The organism is Nitritalea halalkaliphila LW7 (assembly GCF_000265075.1).
GTDB classification, from domain to species: Bacteria; Bacteroidota; Bacteroidia; order Cytophagales; family Cyclobacteriaceae; genus Nitritalea; species Nitritalea halalkaliphila.
In genome coordinates this window covers 170,995-186,752 of sequence record NZ_AJYA01000016.1, presented here as the reverse complement: position 1 = coordinate 186,752, position 15,758 = coordinate 170,995, and the positions used below count along the sequence as shown (strand labels likewise).

The 15,758-nt window shown below is 48.0% G+C and carries 12 protein-coding genes and 5 pseudogenes; 7 read left to right on the top strand and 10 right to left on the bottom strand.

Annotation, left to right across the window (positions count from 1 at the left end):
• Positions 1 to 87: 87 nt before the first annotated feature.
• The 6 genes and pseudogenes from A3SI_RS06430 to A3SI_RS06405 form a co-directional block, all read right to left on the bottom strand.
• The gene (locus A3SI_RS06430; RefSeq protein ID WP_009054489.1) at positions 88 to 1,773 is read right to left on the bottom strand and encodes a sodium:solute symporter family protein; all 1,686 of its coding nucleotides are present in this window, start codon (positions 1,771 to 1,773) and stop codon (positions 88 to 90) included.
• Between the two features lie 31 nt (positions 1,774 to 1,804).
• Positions 1,805 to 2,067 (bottom strand): annotated as a pseudogene (locus tag A3SI_RS06425) (DUF4212 domain-containing protein).
• Between the two features lie 26 nt (positions 2,068 to 2,093).
• Complete coding sequence (locus tag A3SI_RS06420) at positions 2,094 to 3,557, bottom strand: hypothetical protein (RefSeq protein ID WP_009054485.1); 1,464 nt, start codon at positions 3,555 to 3,557, stop codon at positions 2,094 to 2,096.
• 135 nt (positions 3,558 to 3,692) lie between these two features.
• Entirely contained in the window at positions 3,693 to 4,118 is a 426-nt protein-coding gene (locus A3SI_RS06415) for an IS1/IS1595 family N-terminal zinc-binding domain-containing protein (protein WP_009054484.1), read from the bottom strand.
• Positions 4,119 to 4,322: 204 nt separating this feature from the next.
• Positions 4,323 to 5,093, bottom strand: coding sequence for an SAM-dependent methyltransferase (locus A3SI_RS06410; RefSeq protein WP_009054481.1), 771 nt, complete (start codon positions 5,091 to 5,093; stop codon positions 4,323 to 4,325).
• A gap of 3 nt (positions 5,094 to 5,096) precedes the next feature.
• On the bottom strand, positions 5,097 to 6,065 hold the full coding sequence (locus A3SI_RS06405; protein WP_162098424.1) for an FAD:protein FMN transferase: 969 nt from the start codon (positions 6,063 to 6,065) through the stop codon (positions 5,097 to 5,099).
• A 242-nt stretch (positions 6,066 to 6,307) separates the two neighbouring features.
• Here A3SI_RS06405 and ruvB point away from each other — a divergent pair.
• Together ruvB and queG are read left to right on the top strand one after the other, a co-directional pair.
• Positions 6,308 to 7,347, top strand: a pseudogene (ruvB, locus tag A3SI_RS06400) (Holliday junction branch migration DNA helicase RuvB).
• A 49-nt stretch (positions 7,348 to 7,396) separates the two neighbouring features.
• A pseudogene (queG, locus tag A3SI_RS06395) lies at positions 7,397 to 8,330 on the top strand (tRNA epoxyqueuosine(34) reductase QueG).
• A gap of 192 nt (positions 8,331 to 8,522) precedes the next feature.
• On the opposite strand, the gene A3SI_RS20335 reads toward queG, so the two are convergent.
• Positions 8,523 to 8,714, bottom strand: a complete 192-nt coding sequence (locus tag A3SI_RS20335; protein ID WP_009054477.1) for a hypothetical protein — start codon at positions 8,712 to 8,714, stop codon at positions 8,523 to 8,525.
• Positions 8,715 to 8,808: 94 nt separating this feature from the next.
• On the opposite strand from A3SI_RS20335, the gene A3SI_RS06385 reads away from it, so the two are divergent.
• The 3 genes and pseudogenes from A3SI_RS06385 (at position 8,809) to A3SI_RS06375 (ending at position 12,722) form a co-directional block, all read left to right on the top strand.
• Positions 8,809 to 10,293, top strand: coding sequence for a BatD family protein (locus A3SI_RS06385; protein ID WP_009054475.1), 1,485 nt, complete (start codon positions 8,809 to 8,811; stop codon positions 10,291 to 10,293).
• A pseudogene (gene aroC / locus A3SI_RS06380) lies at positions 10,286 to 11,376 on the top strand (chorismate synthase). The gene A3SI_RS06385 and the pseudogene aroC overlap by 8 nt, the downstream one beginning before the upstream one ends.
• Positions 11,377 to 11,383: 7 nt before the next feature.
• Positions 11,384 to 12,722 (top strand): annotated as a pseudogene (locus A3SI_RS06375) (dicarboxylate/amino acid:cation symporter).
• Between the two features lie 102 nt (positions 12,723 to 12,824).
• Here A3SI_RS06375 and A3SI_RS06370 read toward each other — a convergent pair.
• The 3 genes from A3SI_RS06370 to tpiA form a co-directional block, all read right to left on the bottom strand.
• Complete coding sequence (locus A3SI_RS06370) at positions 12,825 to 13,013, bottom strand: hypothetical protein (protein ID WP_009054472.1); 189 nt, start codon at positions 13,011 to 13,013, stop codon at positions 12,825 to 12,827.
• Positions 13,006 to 13,707 carry a 50S ribosomal protein L11 methyltransferase gene (gene prmA / locus A3SI_RS06365; RefSeq protein WP_009054471.1) on the bottom strand — a complete coding sequence of 234 codons (702 nt, stop codon included), beginning with the start codon at positions 13,705 to 13,707 and terminating at the stop codon, positions 13,006 to 13,008. The genes A3SI_RS06370 and prmA overlap by 8 nt, the downstream gene beginning before the upstream one ends.
• Positions 13,708 to 13,840: 133 nt before the next feature.
• A complete protein-coding gene (tpiA, locus tag A3SI_RS06360) occupies positions 13,841 to 14,602 on the bottom strand; it encodes a triose-phosphate isomerase (RefSeq protein ID WP_009054470.1) in 762 nt (253 codons plus the stop codon).
• A gap of 66 nt (positions 14,603 to 14,668) precedes the next feature.
• On the opposite strand from tpiA, the gene A3SI_RS06355 reads away from it, so the two are divergent.
• Entirely contained in the window at positions 14,669 to 15,175 is a 507-nt protein-coding gene (locus A3SI_RS06355; protein ID WP_009054469.1) for a regulatory protein RecX, read from the top strand.
• 50 nt (positions 15,176 to 15,225) lie between these two features.
• On the top strand, positions 15,226 to 15,735 hold the full coding sequence (locus tag A3SI_RS06350; RefSeq protein WP_316929093.1) for a hypothetical protein: 510 nt from the start codon (positions 15,226 to 15,228) through the stop codon (positions 15,733 to 15,735).
• Positions 15,736 to 15,758 lie beyond the last annotated feature (23 nt).

Sequence of the window (15,758 nt, the reverse complement as noted above, 5' to 3'; positions counted from 1 at the left end):
AACAGAAACAAAAAGGGAAAAGCGAGTTCTTCCGCAGCACTTCTTCCCAAGCTAAGGAAGAAGACCGGAAAGAACTCGCTTGTAGGCTTAATGATCTACCGCCTCACCTGCACCTCTAGGAATTCGAATTTCCTCGATAAGATCTTGAACATTCTGAGGAGGTTCTGGCGTCATTTTTGACACCACATAAGTGACGATAAAGTTTACTACCATCCCTACTGTCCCGATACCTTCAGGAGAAACACCTAAGAACCAGTGGTCAGCGTTATTAATCTCAGGGTTAATAAACTTAAAGTAGATGATATAGGCTAGCGTAAAGAGTAATCCTGAAATCATACCTGCTATAGCACCTTCTTTATTCATACGCTTCGAGAAGATTCCCATGATGATTACCGGGAAGAAAGAAGCTGCTGCTAAACCGAAAGCGAAGGCGACTACCTCTGCCACGAATCCTGGAGGGTTCACGCCAAAGTAACCAGCGATCACTACAGCTACTGCAGCAGAAAGACGCGCGATGCCTAATTCTAATTTCTCTGAAATGTCTGGCTTGAAGGTCTTGAAAAGGTCACGAGAAACCGATGTACTAATCACTAAGAGAAGGCCTGCGGCTGTAGAAAGTGCTGCTGCCATACCTCCCGCCGCTACTAAACCTACTACCCAGTTCGGTAAATTTGCGATTTCAGGACTAGCTAATACCATGATGTCACGGTCGATTTTCAGCTCATTTAATTCCGCATTTGCAGAATACTGTACCACCCCGTCACCATTTTTATCGTCAATCGTTATCAGATTCGTTTTACCCCAGTTATCTACCCACTCCGGAAGCTCGTTGATGTTTTTATCTGCCACAGTGTCGATCGTATTATAGATTCCGAAAGCCGCGATAGCAGGAGCTGTCGTGTAAAGAATAGCGATAAAAACAAGTGCATATCCTGCAGATAAACGTGCATCTTTTACACGTGGTACGGTGAAGAAACGTACGATTACGTGCGGAAGTCCCGCAGTGCCCACCATAAGCGCAAGCGTAATAGCAAACACGTCAATCATCCCCTTACGCCCGCTCGTATACTCAGCGAAGCCAAGATCACCTAAAACTCCATCTAATTTATCCAAAAGGAAAGTTCCATCTGCTACTGTACCACCTAAACCAAGCTGAGGAATCGGCGTTCCTGTTAGCTGCATGGAAACGAAAATGGCTGGCACCATGTAAGCGAAGATAAGTACGCAATACTGGGCTACCTGTGTATAGGTGATCCCTTTCATACCGCCTAGAACGGCATAGAAAAAGACGATACACATCCCGATGATAACGCCCGTGTTAATGTCTACTTCTAAGTAGCGAGAGAATACAATTCCCACCCCACGCATCTGTCCCGCTACGTAAGTAAACGAGATGAAGAGCGCACAAATAACGGCTACCACGCGCGCCTTATTCGAGTAATACCGGTCTCCCACGAAGTCAGGCACCGTGAATTTCCCAAATTTACGCAGATAAGGAGCTAAGAGTAAGGCGAGTAAAACATAACCTCCAGTCCAACCCATGAGGTAAACCGAACCGTCATAACCCGCGAAGGCAATAATTCCTGCCATGGAAATGAAAGACGCCGCCGACATCCAGTCCGCTGCTGTGGCCATTCCGTTCGCCAGCGGAGAAACTCCCCCACCTGCCACGTAAAATTCTTTCGTAGAGCCAGCACGCGTCCAAATCGCGATACCTATGTAGAGGGCAAATGACAAGCCCACCAGTATATATGTCCAAGTTAAAATATCCATTTTGTAAAAGCGTTAAAGCGTGAGCGTTTTCTTAATTTTCATCTACATCAAATTCCCGATCTATCTGATTCATGCGAACCACATAAATAAAAATCAGTACGATAAAGGTGTAAATGGATCCCTGCTGGGCGAACCAAAAACCTAACTTAAAGCCACCGAAACGAATCTCGTTTAACTGATCCACAAGTAGATTCCGAATCCAAAGGAGACTAAAAACCAGACGATTAATAGTCCGAGCAGCGTGGAAAGATTCTTTTTCCAATAAGCTACTTTGTCAAATTTGTTGTTGAGCATAATGTGTGAATTTATTTTGGGTATGTTTAGAGAAAGATGTGTGTCTGTACGATGAACTCGCCTGCAGAACCCGAGCGCTGAAAGTTTTCAAACAAAGGACGCGTACTATACTGTAGCGTAATCTTTGCCTGATGGGCATTTACCAGATAGTTAAAGCCGATATCATACTGCCAAGAGCTATCCTGGAAGAATTCAAAGTTTTTATAGGTAGTCGCAGCAAAAGGCTGAAGACGCCCTTTATCCCCTAAGATGTCACGAGGCAACAAATAGCCCGCTTGTGTATAGAAAATCTGACCTGTACCGATCGTCGGCTGCGCATTACCTGGCCCATTTTGGGTGGAGCCCGCTCCAAAGCCAATGTTCATAATGCCTACATTACGCATGTAATTCGGCCCGAAATCATAATTGTAGAATACTGAATATGCGGTTAGCGCCGTACCCTTCGAGCGATCCAGTGGAAGATCTAAAAAAGCATCCACTCCGATTAGTGTAATGTCGTGAAATTCAGAATCTCCTAAAGCTGTTTTGGATTTCGTGGCTGAGCCATGGTGGTGCCAGCCCGCCCCGATATTAAAGACCTTTTTCGTGCCTAAATAAGTACCCACGAAAAAAGGAAGCTTATTATTCTCTAATTCTAAAAATTGATAGTTGATGTACCCCTGCGTGGCCCAGTTGTCATTCACCACATTCGCAGCAATCTGCCGCTGATTCGCCTCATCAAAGCTTCCACCTGCACCGATAGAAAATGGCTTATTTAGTGCCATTCGGTAATCTACGCGCCCGAACTGCCCCTTCGTGTAGAAGCCAAACTGGCGTGCAAACTGGTCTGTTAATTCGATAAGCGGCCAGTTGAAAATCGGAGCATCGATCGCGAGAAAGTTTAGCGTAGAGGCACTTGTCATTCTGGATATACCGTTCCAGTAATGAAGCCCGGTACCTACGTAAATCTGTTCGGTAACTTTAAATTCTGTCCAAATATCGTGAAAGAAGAGCTGCGGCTTTTTAGCAGATAAACCGGCTGCTACACCCTGACCTGTCACGGGATCTACCGTTACTGGGATATTACCCGCATTACCAGTAGCTCCACCACCTGGTACACCACCGTTAGTAAATGTCTGGTTGTTAATTCCCCAATGTGTTAAAATCAAAAAACGAGGAGAAATCTCTGCATAAGCTAAAACACGTGCACGACGAATGCCTATATCTGGAGTTACATTTCGTGGTGTGCCATCCACACCCATCGTGCCAGGGTTATTCTCTGTCACACGAGCCCACATCTGATTCCACACGAGAAATCGAATGTATTTAGACCCATCATCACTTAACTTCAGCGTTAATGGCTTGTACGTATGATCGACGAACTCCTTTACGCCCGCTTTATCGTAAGCGATCTGGTTGGGATTAGGGGGAATGCTATCCTGTGCATGTAGCGCAGAGCCGCCGAACAGTGCGATGCAGGACAGTAATGCGGTATAGAACTGCTTTTTCATTTTCGTTTTCTTGGGTTTGTCGTTAATTACAGCAGCGACTGGGCCCTAGCCGCTTTTGCATACCCCAAGTTGGAAAATGCTACACACAATCAAAAAACGCAGATAGATATACGTTAACCAACTATAGCTAAAAAATTATCTATTGCGAAACCGCTCCCACTTAATAATCATAAACTTATCCCCTAGCTCTGTAATGAGCATCCCTGTTTCGGTTAAATTCTCTTTATTCGCTAAAAATTTTACTAACTCAGTGTGATTTAATACCTTATATGTCGGTCTATAATCGTAATTCTCCGGTGCCTTAATCTTATATTGCCGTACCCAATTCATCACCGACACATGACTCACACCTAATATTCTTTCGATTTCACGATATGAGATACCCTCAATATACAGCTGCAGCGCCTTCACAACATAGTATTTATCGATCGACTTTCCGATCTTATTTACAGTGAAGTGGTAGCTACAACTTTTACACTTATAACGCTGTCTACCGCCTACAACGCCACTTTTTACTACTTTATCATGATCACATTTCGGACAAATAGGACGCTCATTCATGGGATTTTGGGTTTAGATATACAAATTTAGCGAAGATATACCTATTTAGCAATAAAGAAAGGGGAGCGTTTTTGAATTCAGAAAAAATCAAAATTTTTATTGCCATAAGCAAGAAAAACCACACACTACCACTAGCTAAAAGGCCTATCTTCCAAATCTACGCAGGAAGAGGAAAAACTACATAAAAATAAGCACAACTATTTTTTAAAAACTTTTAAGCCCCTTTTCGGACGATAAACAGCATCCGCTCACTCCAAGAAGGATGATAGGGTTCAGCGCATAGTCACCAAAAAGCTCCTCCACCTCTAGCCCACAGCAGCTAAAGTAATACTCAAAGCGATCTTTATTAATAAGCTTCACCCGCTCTGTGTACGCTAAACTAATGGCGCCATCCTGAATCGCGATGTCTTTCACCACAAAACCATCACGCACCTGACGCCTAAGCTGAAAACGAACCCCATCAATTACCTTTTCTTCATGTGCCTGTAAATTATCCAGTAAAAATGCCGGATTTAAAAAGTCTAATACCAAGCGACCACCTGGCTTTAAAGCCTGAGCTATCGCATGAATCACACAGTAATCGTCCTCGTCCGCATCGAAATACCCGAAGCTCGTGAACAAATTAAATACATAATCAAACCTGTCTTCTGCAAACACCCTCCGCATATCATGCTCATAAAAGCGTAATCGCTCGTGTGCTGAGGCACTTGCCCTCCGTATATTTTCTTGGCTTAAATCTAAACCCGTGACATCTAAACCCTTTTCCGCTAAATAGATACTGTGCCGCCCTTTGCCGCAGGCTAAATCCATCGCCTCCTGGCCGGGCTGAAAGTCCAGCTGAGCCGCTAAGCGGTCGATAAAATACTGCGCCTCTCGCATATCGCGATTTCGATATAATAAATGGTAATAAGGCGTATTGAACCAATCCTTAAACCAACCTCCCTGAAGCTCTTGGCTACACTTTTTCGACTCCATCTCTTACTCTGATGTTAAATAAACACGTAACTGCTGGCTGATCCGGGTCTCCCCACGCGCGCGTACGGAAACAGTACGCAGACCATCCGCTTCTAGTTCGGCTAAAAATTCCTCCTTACCCTCAGCGAAGGCCGCCCATGCTGCCAACTCTGCCGTAAAAGCATCCCCCTTATGCTGCACGCTAACCTGCACTAAATCATGCTGCACGGGAAAGCCGGTGCCAGGATGCACGTAAGCCGCCGTGGTCGTTCCGAGAGGGTCCGTATAATAAGCTGTATAATCGCCTATCGTAACGAAAGACGCGTCTTCTAGCGCCATCACCCGAAAATTAGGTTCCGCAGCACCAGCAGCAGATTTCTCAGGTAAAGGCAGCGCGATGCGCCAAAGTTCCCCACCCGCATTCACCCCTGCCGCACGAACCAGACTGCCGAGGTTGATAAGAAAATTTTGAATGCCCTTTTCAGCTAAAAAATCCGCTAAAACATCCACCGCTAGGCCCTTTGCACCCTGGTGCAGCGTGACCTGAACCGTCGTATCGCTACGCACGTAGAGGGGATGCGCGAGGCGCAAAGTAGAAAAACCCGGTGCAGGCAGTTCCCGCAGCCGCGTACTATCGCGAAAAACAGGCCCCTCCGCACGAAAATCCCAAAGATCCAAGAGGGCGTGCTGCGTAGGATCTATACCCTTTCCGTACCGCGCACGCTGTTGCTCATATTTCAAAAACAAATCCTCCCACAGCGCATCCTCCACCTGAAGGCTGTCCACACGGTTCCACTTACTAATCAGAGACTGCGTGGAGTAGATAGAAAACTTCTCCGTAAACTCCTGAAATATGGCCTCCACTTCCGCGGTTAAGTCCCGCCGCTGCTCGTCGATGTAGGTGAGCTGATAGGTAACCCCTAAGGCCTCTCCCTGCACCTGCATGCGGTCCGTGCCCACCTGCTCCACCTGCTGCGCTGCCTGCTGCGGCACATAATTTCGATATAAATAAACGATTCCTACTAAAACGATAAGGACTATAGAATATATAGCGTTCTTTCGCGCCAACTGCTTCCGATCCATCTTGACTTCTGAATTTCCCGAAAGTTACAGCTTAAATCCGAAATCTTCGTGACTTTAGTCGATGAGAATCCCCCCCGAGACGTGAGCTCCCCCTAAAACACCGAAAGTTTAGAAAGACTTCCGTACCTTTATAGCACGATTTAATCTGGAACATGAGAGAGGACTATTTATCAGGAGAAAGTGAACACATGAACCCGAAGGACCAAGAACTGGAGCGCGCACTTAGGCCTCTGCAGTTTTCTGATTTTACGGGCCAACAAAAAATCGTGGACAACATCACTGTGTTCGTGCAGGCAGCCAAGCAGCGGGAAGAGCCGCTCGACCACGTGCTCCTGCATGGGCCTCCCGGACTGGGCAAGACCACGCTCTCCCATATTATCGCGAATGAGCTGGGTGCCGGCATAAAAATTACCTCGGGGCCGGTCCTCGATAAGCCCTCTGATCTCGCAGGGCTGCTCACGAACTTGGAAGAAGGCGATGTCCTTTTTATCGATGAGATCCACCGGCTGAATCCCGTGGTGGAGGAGTACCTCTACTCTGCTATGGAAGATTACCGCATCGACATTATGCTGGACTCTGGGCCGAATGCCCGCTCGGTTCAGATCGCGCTGAGCCCTTTTACCCTCATCGGGGCCACTACCCGGTCAGGGCTACTGACCGCTCCGCTGCGTGCGCGTTTTGGCATAAATGCCCGCCTAGAATATTACGATGCGAAACTGCTGACACAAATTGTGATGCGGAGCGCCAGCCTTCTAAAATCAGGCATTCTCGAAGAAGCGGCCTTTGAAATCGCTCGGAGGTCACGCGGCACGCCACGCATCGCGAACATGCTGCTACGCCGAACGCGGGATTTCGCACAGGTGAAAGGCAATGGACAGATTACCCTGGAAATCGCGAAAATCGCGCTTAAAGCACTTGACGTGGATGAAAATGGCCTCGACGAAATGGATAACCGTATCCTCCTCACCATCATCGACAAGTTTAAAGGCGGCCTGTAGGCTTGGGCACCATTGCCACTGCTTGCGGTGAGGAAGCCGAAACGATCGAAGAAGTGTATGAGCCCTTCCTCATACAGGAGGGCTACATCAAGCGAACCTCCCGTGGTAGAGTGGCCACAGATAAGGCCTTTGCACATTTCAAGGTGAACCCCGGCATCCGCCCAGGTGAAACAGGAAGCCTTTTTTCGAGCTAAACACATCCTGCATGGCGAATCTGGAGAAGAGAAGTGCCAAGTGAAAGCCATGGCCTCAGCGCTTGGCTTCCATGGCTGCGGAATCGCGCGGGCCACCTTCCTCGAAAAGGAGGCGGCGACCCTTGAAAACTGGCTGCTAAAAGGGTATCACGGACAGATGCAGTACATGGAAAATCACTTTGATAAGCGCTTAGACCCGCGCTTACTCGTGCCTGGAGCACGTTCGGTGATCAGCCTACTGTACAGCTACTTCCCAGAAGAGACCCTTCTGGAGCAGCATCACCCCTATAAACTCGCGAAGTATGCCTACGGAGAGGACTATCATTTCGTAATTAAAGACAAGCTGAAAGATTTTTTTTCTCGGATGCAGGAGACTTTCGGAGCACTGGAAGGTCGCGTTTTCGTGGATTCCGCACCGGTGATGGAGCGCCAGTGGGCGCAAAGAGCCGGGCTCGGCTGGCTTGGAAAAAATGCCTTGCTCCTGAATAAAAAAAATGGGGTCTTTCTTCTTTTTAGCGGAAATTATCTGCGACCTAGAACTTCAGCCAGACCTGCCCGAAGCTAAAAACCACTGTGGAACCTGCACGCGCTGCATCGACGCCTGCCCCACAGATGCCATCGTCGGCGATGGAATAATCGCTGCGGACCGCTGCATTTCCTATCTCACGATCGAGCTAAAAGAAGCCATCCCCACTTCATTTAAAGGGCAAATGGACAATTGGGTATTCGGCTGTGACATATGTCAAGACGTGTGCCCATGGAATCGCTTTGCTGTCCCGCACCAGGAGCCGCGCTTCCGGCCAAACGAAGCGCTGGAAAACCTCGATGGCCCAGCCTGGCGGGAGCTGACAGAGGAAACCTTCCGGAAAGTATTTAAAGGTTCGGCAGTAAAACGAACCAAGCTCAGTGGAATTCGGAGAAATGTGGCCTTTTTAGAGCTCGGGAAAGAAGGGGAAGCCCCAGCTCCTCAAGACAAAGACTAAAAAGTAAATTCGATTAAAAAAAGTGCCGAGCAGTTCCCTTTATGCCTTATGGCTTGAATTCAAAAGTCAATTGTTTGCGCGGCCTAATGAGGTCCTAGTCGCAACTTAACTGTAACAGGCATAAAAAAACCCTTCCGAAGAAGGGTCTTGAATCATTTTCAGATCGTCCTGTGGTTCTACATAAAAGCTTCACTAACCAGCTAACCCGACAAAATACTTGTCTAAAACCGGCTCATAAGGCTTACCAAACTGCTTATAACACCAGGCTCTAAACTCCCGGACCTCGTTAGGCAAAAGTAAATTGAGACCTTTTCTCAATTCTTTTTCGAATAAAACCCTGTCAAAGCTTACCTTTAACAGAACAGTTTTAACGTATTCTAGCATACTACCATCATTTTAAATGTTAAAATGTTCTTAAATTCTACGTTATCTCGCAAACGTTTGTTGCGTTTAAAATATAACGTTAATTTGCAGTTTCATGATATTACTCAAGGTCACGCGCATGCGATTTGCACTTACATTTTCTTTCGGAATATTTTGGTACTGCCTGGCACTACTTCCGGCGTTCGGCCAAGAAGTCAAAATAGAGCTGGGGGAAAAGGAAATTCCGCTAAACGGAACATTTACCATAAAAGTAACAATTTCCAATGAAAAAATAAAATCTTATGACAAATTTCCTGAAATTCCCGGATTTCAGCAGCAGGGCGTTTCGCAGTCCTCTTCGATGAGCATTGTAAACGGACAAATGACTAGTACGAACAGCATTATTCAGTATTACAAACCCACTCGCCAAGGAAATTACCGCTTACCAAATTTCAGTATAAACGTTAATGGTCAGGAGGTTAAGTCTCCAGGAATGGACATCACCGTCACGGAAGCGCAGGCCCAGGGGGGCCAAAGAAGGGGCTATGATCCTTTCGATGACCTCTTCGGAGGAGGTGGCCGCCAGCCGCGTCAGGAAATCGAGTACATCGAAATCGAAGACGACGCATTCTTTGCCACGTCAGTGGACAAAAACAATGTCTTCGTGGGAGAGCCCGTGAATATTTCTCTCGCATTTTATATGTCCGAGCAGAACCAGGCTCCTTTCCAATTTTATGAGCCAGGCCGCCAGTTAGAAGAAATTTTAAAGAAATTAAAGCCTACAAATGCCTGGGAGGAGAATTTCAGCATCACGAATATACAGCCAGAATTCGTAGACCTAGACGGCAAGCGCTGGATTAAATACAAGGTCTATGAGGCTACTTTCTACCCTTTTTCACCGGGAGAACTGAAAATCCCTTCCGTGCCTTGGGAAATGATCAAGTACCGCGTGGCGCGTAATCCGAGCTTCTTCGGAAGTAACCGTCTGGAGGACTTTAAGACTTTTTATTCCGGAGCGAAGGTCATCGACGTGAAGCCTTTGCCGCCGCACCCCCTTAAAAATGAAGTATCTGTGGGGGATTATCGCCTCTTCGAAGACGGCCCGAAGGGAGAAGTGCAGACTGGCGAAGGTTTTAGCTATAACTTCCGCATCGGCGGGGAGGGAAACATCACCACAATTCAGACCCCGAGAAAAAAGAGAAACCAGCGGCTGAGTGCTTTCGACCCGAACGTACGCCAGCAGATTAATAGAGGGGGCGGACGTGTGAGCGGCTTTAAAAACTTCGAATACTTTATCACCAGTAATGAGCCTGGAGAGGTGAACCTCGCGAATCATTTTGAATTCATCTACTTCAACTGGAAACAGGCACGCTATGATACGCTTCGTCCGCAGACGATCGTGCAGGTAGTCGGTGAATCGAAGGTTAATGAGTCCATTTCCAATAAGCGACTGGGAGGAATCTATGATTTAATCGAAGTAGAAAGTAATAAACTTTCAAACGAGCGATTAAAGTCTTATTTTTCCATCTTCATTAATGTTTTGCTGGGGCTAGCCATACTTGTGCTCCTGTATGTTTTGATTAAAAAGAGAAATGGGTAATTCATTTGGTAAGATTTTCCGCATCAGCACTTTCGGAGAATCACATGGGAAGGCTCTGGGCGTCATCATCGATGGCTGCCCGGCAGGGATAGCGATAGATGAAGCCTTTATTCAGGCAGAAATGCAGCGCCGTAAGCCTGGGCAGTCGAAAATCACCACGCAGCGTAAGGAAGAAGATGAAGTGCAGGTGCTAAGTGGTGTGTTCGAAGGAAAAAGTACTGGTACGCCGATCGGGATTTTGATCCCGAATACAGACCAGAAAAGCAAGGACTACAGTCATATCGCGGAAACTTACCGCCCTTCGCATGCCGACTTTACCTATCAGGAAAAATACGGAATCCGCGACTATCGCGGTGGTGGCAGAAGCTCTGCACGAGAAACGGCAGCCCGCGTGGCCGCTGGAGCGATCGCCAAGCTTTTTCTTCGTCACTACGGTATCGACATACAGGCCTACGTGAGCCAAGTAGGCGACCTGCGCCTGGAAAAGGGCTATCAAGACTTGGACTTGAGCTTGACGGAAACGAACATCGTGCGCTGCCCTGAGCCGGAAACAGCGGAGAAGATGATTGCCTTAATCGATGCCGTGCGTAAATCTCGTGACACCATCGGCGGTGTGGTAGATGCCGTTATCCGCGGGGTGCCCACAGGAGTAGGAGAACCCGTCTTCGATCGCCTGCACGCCACCCTTGGCCACGCTATGCTGAGCATTAATGCGGTAAAGGGCTTCGAATATGGCAGTGGATTCGAGGGCGTAAAAATGCGCGGTTCTGCCCATAACGACGCGTTCATTAAAGAAAGGGATAAAGTCACCACCACCACGAATCACAGCGGAGGCATTCAGGGAGGCATCTCGAATGGGCTGATATTTATTTTCGTGTAGCATTTAAGCCCGTAGCCACCATCATGCAGGACCAGCAGTCCCTGAACCAAGATGGAGAAGCCGTCACCGTTTCCGGTAAAGGACGCCACGACCCCTGCGTCGTACCGCGTGCCGTACCGATCGTGGAAGCCATGGCCGCCTTAGTACTGGCAGACTATCTATTAATCAAAAGAACGAATACCTTAGCGTCTAAATCCGATTAAGTACCTCATGAAGAAAATACCCTTACATACCCGCATCATCATCGGCCTGGTTTTGGGATTGATTTTTGGTTTAGTGGTGATCAAGTTAAACATCGCCCCTGATTTTACCTTAGACTACATCAAGCCGATCGGTACCATTTTTATAAATGGACTAAAGATGATCGCTGTGCACTGGTGCTGGCCTCTCTCATCGTAGGGGTTTCTAACTTGGGGGATATTTCGAAACTAAGCCGCATCGGCGGCAAAACCATTCTCACCTACATGATCACCACAGTGGTGTCCGTGACGCTGGGCCTGACCATGGTGAACCTCTTTAAGCCGGGAACTAGCCTCCCAGAGGAAACTCGGGAAAGCCTCATGGCGCTTTACGATGACACAGTGGACTCTAAGTCCTCTCAGGCTGCCGCACTCCGGGAACAAAGCCCCCTTCAGCCTATCGTAGACATGGTGCCCGAAAATGTGTTTTTGGCTGCCGCCAATAATGGGAGTATGCTGCAAGTGGTCTTTTTTGCGATCTTGGTAGGCATCGCCCTCCTCCAGATCCCGAAAGACAAGGGCAAGCCCGTAGTCGCTTTTTTCGATGGGCTGAACGATGTGATCATTCAGATCGTAAACTACATCATGCTCATCGCGCCTTATGGTGTGTTCGCGCTCATGGCCTCACTCATCGTGGAAATCGCCGGCGAAAATCCAGATTCCGCAGTGGAACTACTCCTTGCCCTACTAAAATATAGCTTAGTGGTCCTCGGCGGGCTATTTTTTCTCATGCTCGTGGTCTACCCGACTATCCTCAAGCTCTTTACCAAAATCCCTTATGTGGATTTTTTAAAGCCATCCGTCCGGCCCAGCTCTTGGCCTTCACCACCAGCTCCAGTTCCGCCACACTTCCCGTAACCATGAAGCAGGTGGAAGAGGAACTAGGGGTTTCCGAGCAGGTAAGCAGCTTCGTTTTGCCCCTCGGGGCCACCATAAATATGGATGGAACCTCCCTCTATCAAGGGGTCGCGGCGGTATTTATCGCACAAGCCTTGGGCATGGACCTGACCTTCAGCCAGCAGCTTATGATCGTTTTAACGGCCACACTGGCTTCCATCGGCTCCGCTGGCGTACCCGGTGCAGGCATCATCATGCTCATCATCGTACTGGAATCGATTAACGTTCCTGCCGCTGGCATCGCCTTAATCATAGCGCCCGATAGAATCTTAGACATGTTCAGGACCGTGGTAAATGTTACCGGAGATGCCACCGTTTGCTCCGTAGTAGCCAGCACAGAAGGGGAGCTGCCAGATGGTTTAATTCGCCAGGCGAACCCACTGACCAGCACGACAGAAGAAGTGAAATCTTAATAAGGGCTCCGGGTTTTCTTGCGCCTCTAATTGTGCCCTTCGGGCAAAGAAAAATCCCTTCTCTTGAGGTAGAAGGGATTTTCCATTTTATATGCCGCGCACTCATTGCTTACGCCGCTGATACTGAAACCAGTAATAAGCGGGAAAAATCAGTGCTTTAAGCTTCCATTCGTTTTTCTGCAGCGTATCCAAAGTCGCGTCTGCGTGGACTTTTTTGTACATATAAGCAGCGGCCAGCGTATGCCCGATTAGAAGCAAGAAAGCTACTGCATAAAGCGATAATTCATTCATAGGGCTGAAAGATTAGGGCTGCCCAGCGGTCCTTAACGGACTTCCGGAGAAGCTTTAACTGCACTTCCGCGGCTGCCGCTTCCAGATCAGGGATATCTTCCTCATAAAACCCACTCAGCAGGAGGTGTCCATCTGCCGCTAAAAGGGCCGCATAAACCGGAAGCTCATCTAAAAGCACATTTTTATTGATATTCGCCAAGAGCAAATCATAAGGGCCTCGAAGTGGTACCTCGCGGATGGTGCCTAGGCCCATTTGCAAACTATCAGCCAAGCCATTAAGCGCGAAATTTTCATTGCCATTTTCCACACACCAGGGATCGATATCGAAAGCCTCTACACGCGCGGCACCTAATTTAGCCGCCATCACCGCCAATATTCCCGTACCTGAGCCGGCATCCAGCACCGCCTTATCCGCATGCGGCAGCTCCAGCTGAAAGGCGATCATCTGATGCGTGGTCGCATGATGCCCCGTGCCAAAAGACATTTTAGGATTAATTAAAATCTCGTGGCGATACGCAGGCTGGGCAGGATGAAAGGAAGCGCGGATATATACTTGATCCCCCACGTAAATAGGATCATAATGCTTTTCCCACTCCTCGTTCCAGTTGGTTTTCGGCACCCGTTTTTCAGTAACATGAAGTGCCGCTGCCTCCTGATACCGGGCGAAGACAGCCTCTGCATCTTTTACATCCACATCAGCAGCCGGGCATAGCCTCGATACCACCTTCGATTTCCATAAAAGAATCGAAGCCCACTTCTGCGAGCTCGGCCACTAAAATCTCCTGAAAAGCTCGGAACACCGAATTTCATACCCGATATACTCCATCTTAAAAGGACTTAGCGATAGCGATAAAATCCCGTGACTTAAGGGAGGCTCCCCCGATCAGGCCACCATCCACATCCGCTTTCGCGAAAATGGAAGAAGCATTCTCGGCATTACAGCTACCGCCATATAAGATCGGACAGGCATCTGCTGCCGCTTGCCCCTGCGCCTTCGCGATTTCAGCACGTAAGGCCGCATGCATTTCTTGCGCCTGTTCGGCTGAAGCGGTTTTCCCGGTACCTATAGCCCAAATCGGCTCGTAAGCGATCACCACCTGTGCGAATTCCTCTGCACTCAGCTGAAAAACGGTCTCCTCGAGCTGCTTCACCACGAAAGCCACATGCGTATCTGCCTCACGGATTTCTAAGGGCTCACCACAGCAGAAGATAGGGCGGAGGCCTGCGGCCAATGCCTGTTTCGTTTTCGCTAATAGGAAAGCACTATCTTCCCCAAAATAAGCTCTTCGCTCGCTGTGACCGAGGATGACAAAACTGGCACCAAAGCTACGCAGCATGGCAGCCGGCACCTCTCCTGTATAAGCCCCGGAAGCCTTATCGTAGCAGTTTTGAGCACCTAAAAAGACATTGGCAGTGTCTCCTATTAATTTTTTCACTGGGTAAAGGTGCGGAAAAGGAGGGTTGAGTACCAACTTTACCCCCGCAGGGTTTTCGTCCCGGAACATTTGAACGATTTCTGAAGTCAACTTTTGGCCTTCTTCGAAAGTAAGGTTCATTTTCCAGTTTCCTGCCACGATTTTCTCACGCATACGTTAAATAGGTTTAGAAGTGAAGAGAATATAATTTGCTATTTTTAACACCCTAAATTACGCAAAATGTATCAGTCTGGAAAAGAAAGCGAGGAGAGAGCCCCAAAAAGATGGTCCTTTAAGGAAGCTAAGCTGAAAATCGCTGCTTACTGTGCTTATCAGGACCGCTGCCAGCAGGAGGTGCGTACGAAACTCCGCGAACGAGGCGTCTATGGGGACGACGCTGAGGAGTTGATTTCCCTGATGATCACCGAAAAATTCTTAGACGAAGAGCGCTTTGCGAAAGCCTTCGCCAGAGGAAAATTTTCACAAAACCACTGGGGCAAAATAAAAATCACCTTGGAGCTCAAGCGCCGCGACATCAGCCCGCGCCTCATCCAAACGGCTCTAAAAGAGCTGGACGCCGAGGCTTACTGGGAAAAAATGCAGCAACTCGCCGAAAAGAAGTGGGGGAACCGAAAGGGAAAGGATACTTTTAAAGAAAAGCAGGCTGTCCTGCGCTACCTCCTAGGCAAAGGGTACGAGCATGCCCTGGCTACAGAGGTCATCGCAAATTTAGAAGAAGAGAATTAAATCGCCCGACATTTTCGTTTTCGCTTCCTATCAGCTAACTTGCCAAAAATATGAGTATGATAGCGAAGTTGTTTCCTTTAGATAAAAATTATATCCTGCGGCAGGCGCAAAGTGCCATGCTGGAGCAGGGTATAGGGCTTATGAAAGAGGAAATCATTCGTTCTTACGTAGCCTATTTTAATCCGCTCCAATTACCGGAATCTACTTACACCACGATCATTACCAGAGAAGAGGTTCCTGAAGCATCTCTTTCCCTGCTTTATGCGCAGCTTTCAGGCATCTACAGGTTACGTTTTGGCTCTAATCAGCTGGAGTTACTATTCGACGGAAGAAGCCACTTCGAAAAATTCCAAGATGACTGGACCGCGGCCTTACGTCTCTGGATGCGGCAGCTGGGGCAGGATCCTGCATTTATCAAAAGCTGCCTGCGCTTAAGCTTCCTCTACGAGCACGAGCAGCAAGCCATTTGGGCAGAGAATCAAGCGAAGCGCTTGATCAATACTTTTTTCGAGGTAAAAATCATCAAAAGAAAGGGAGAACTCAAACTCCTAAAAGCCTAAGTCCTCCCCTGATCTGGAAATCA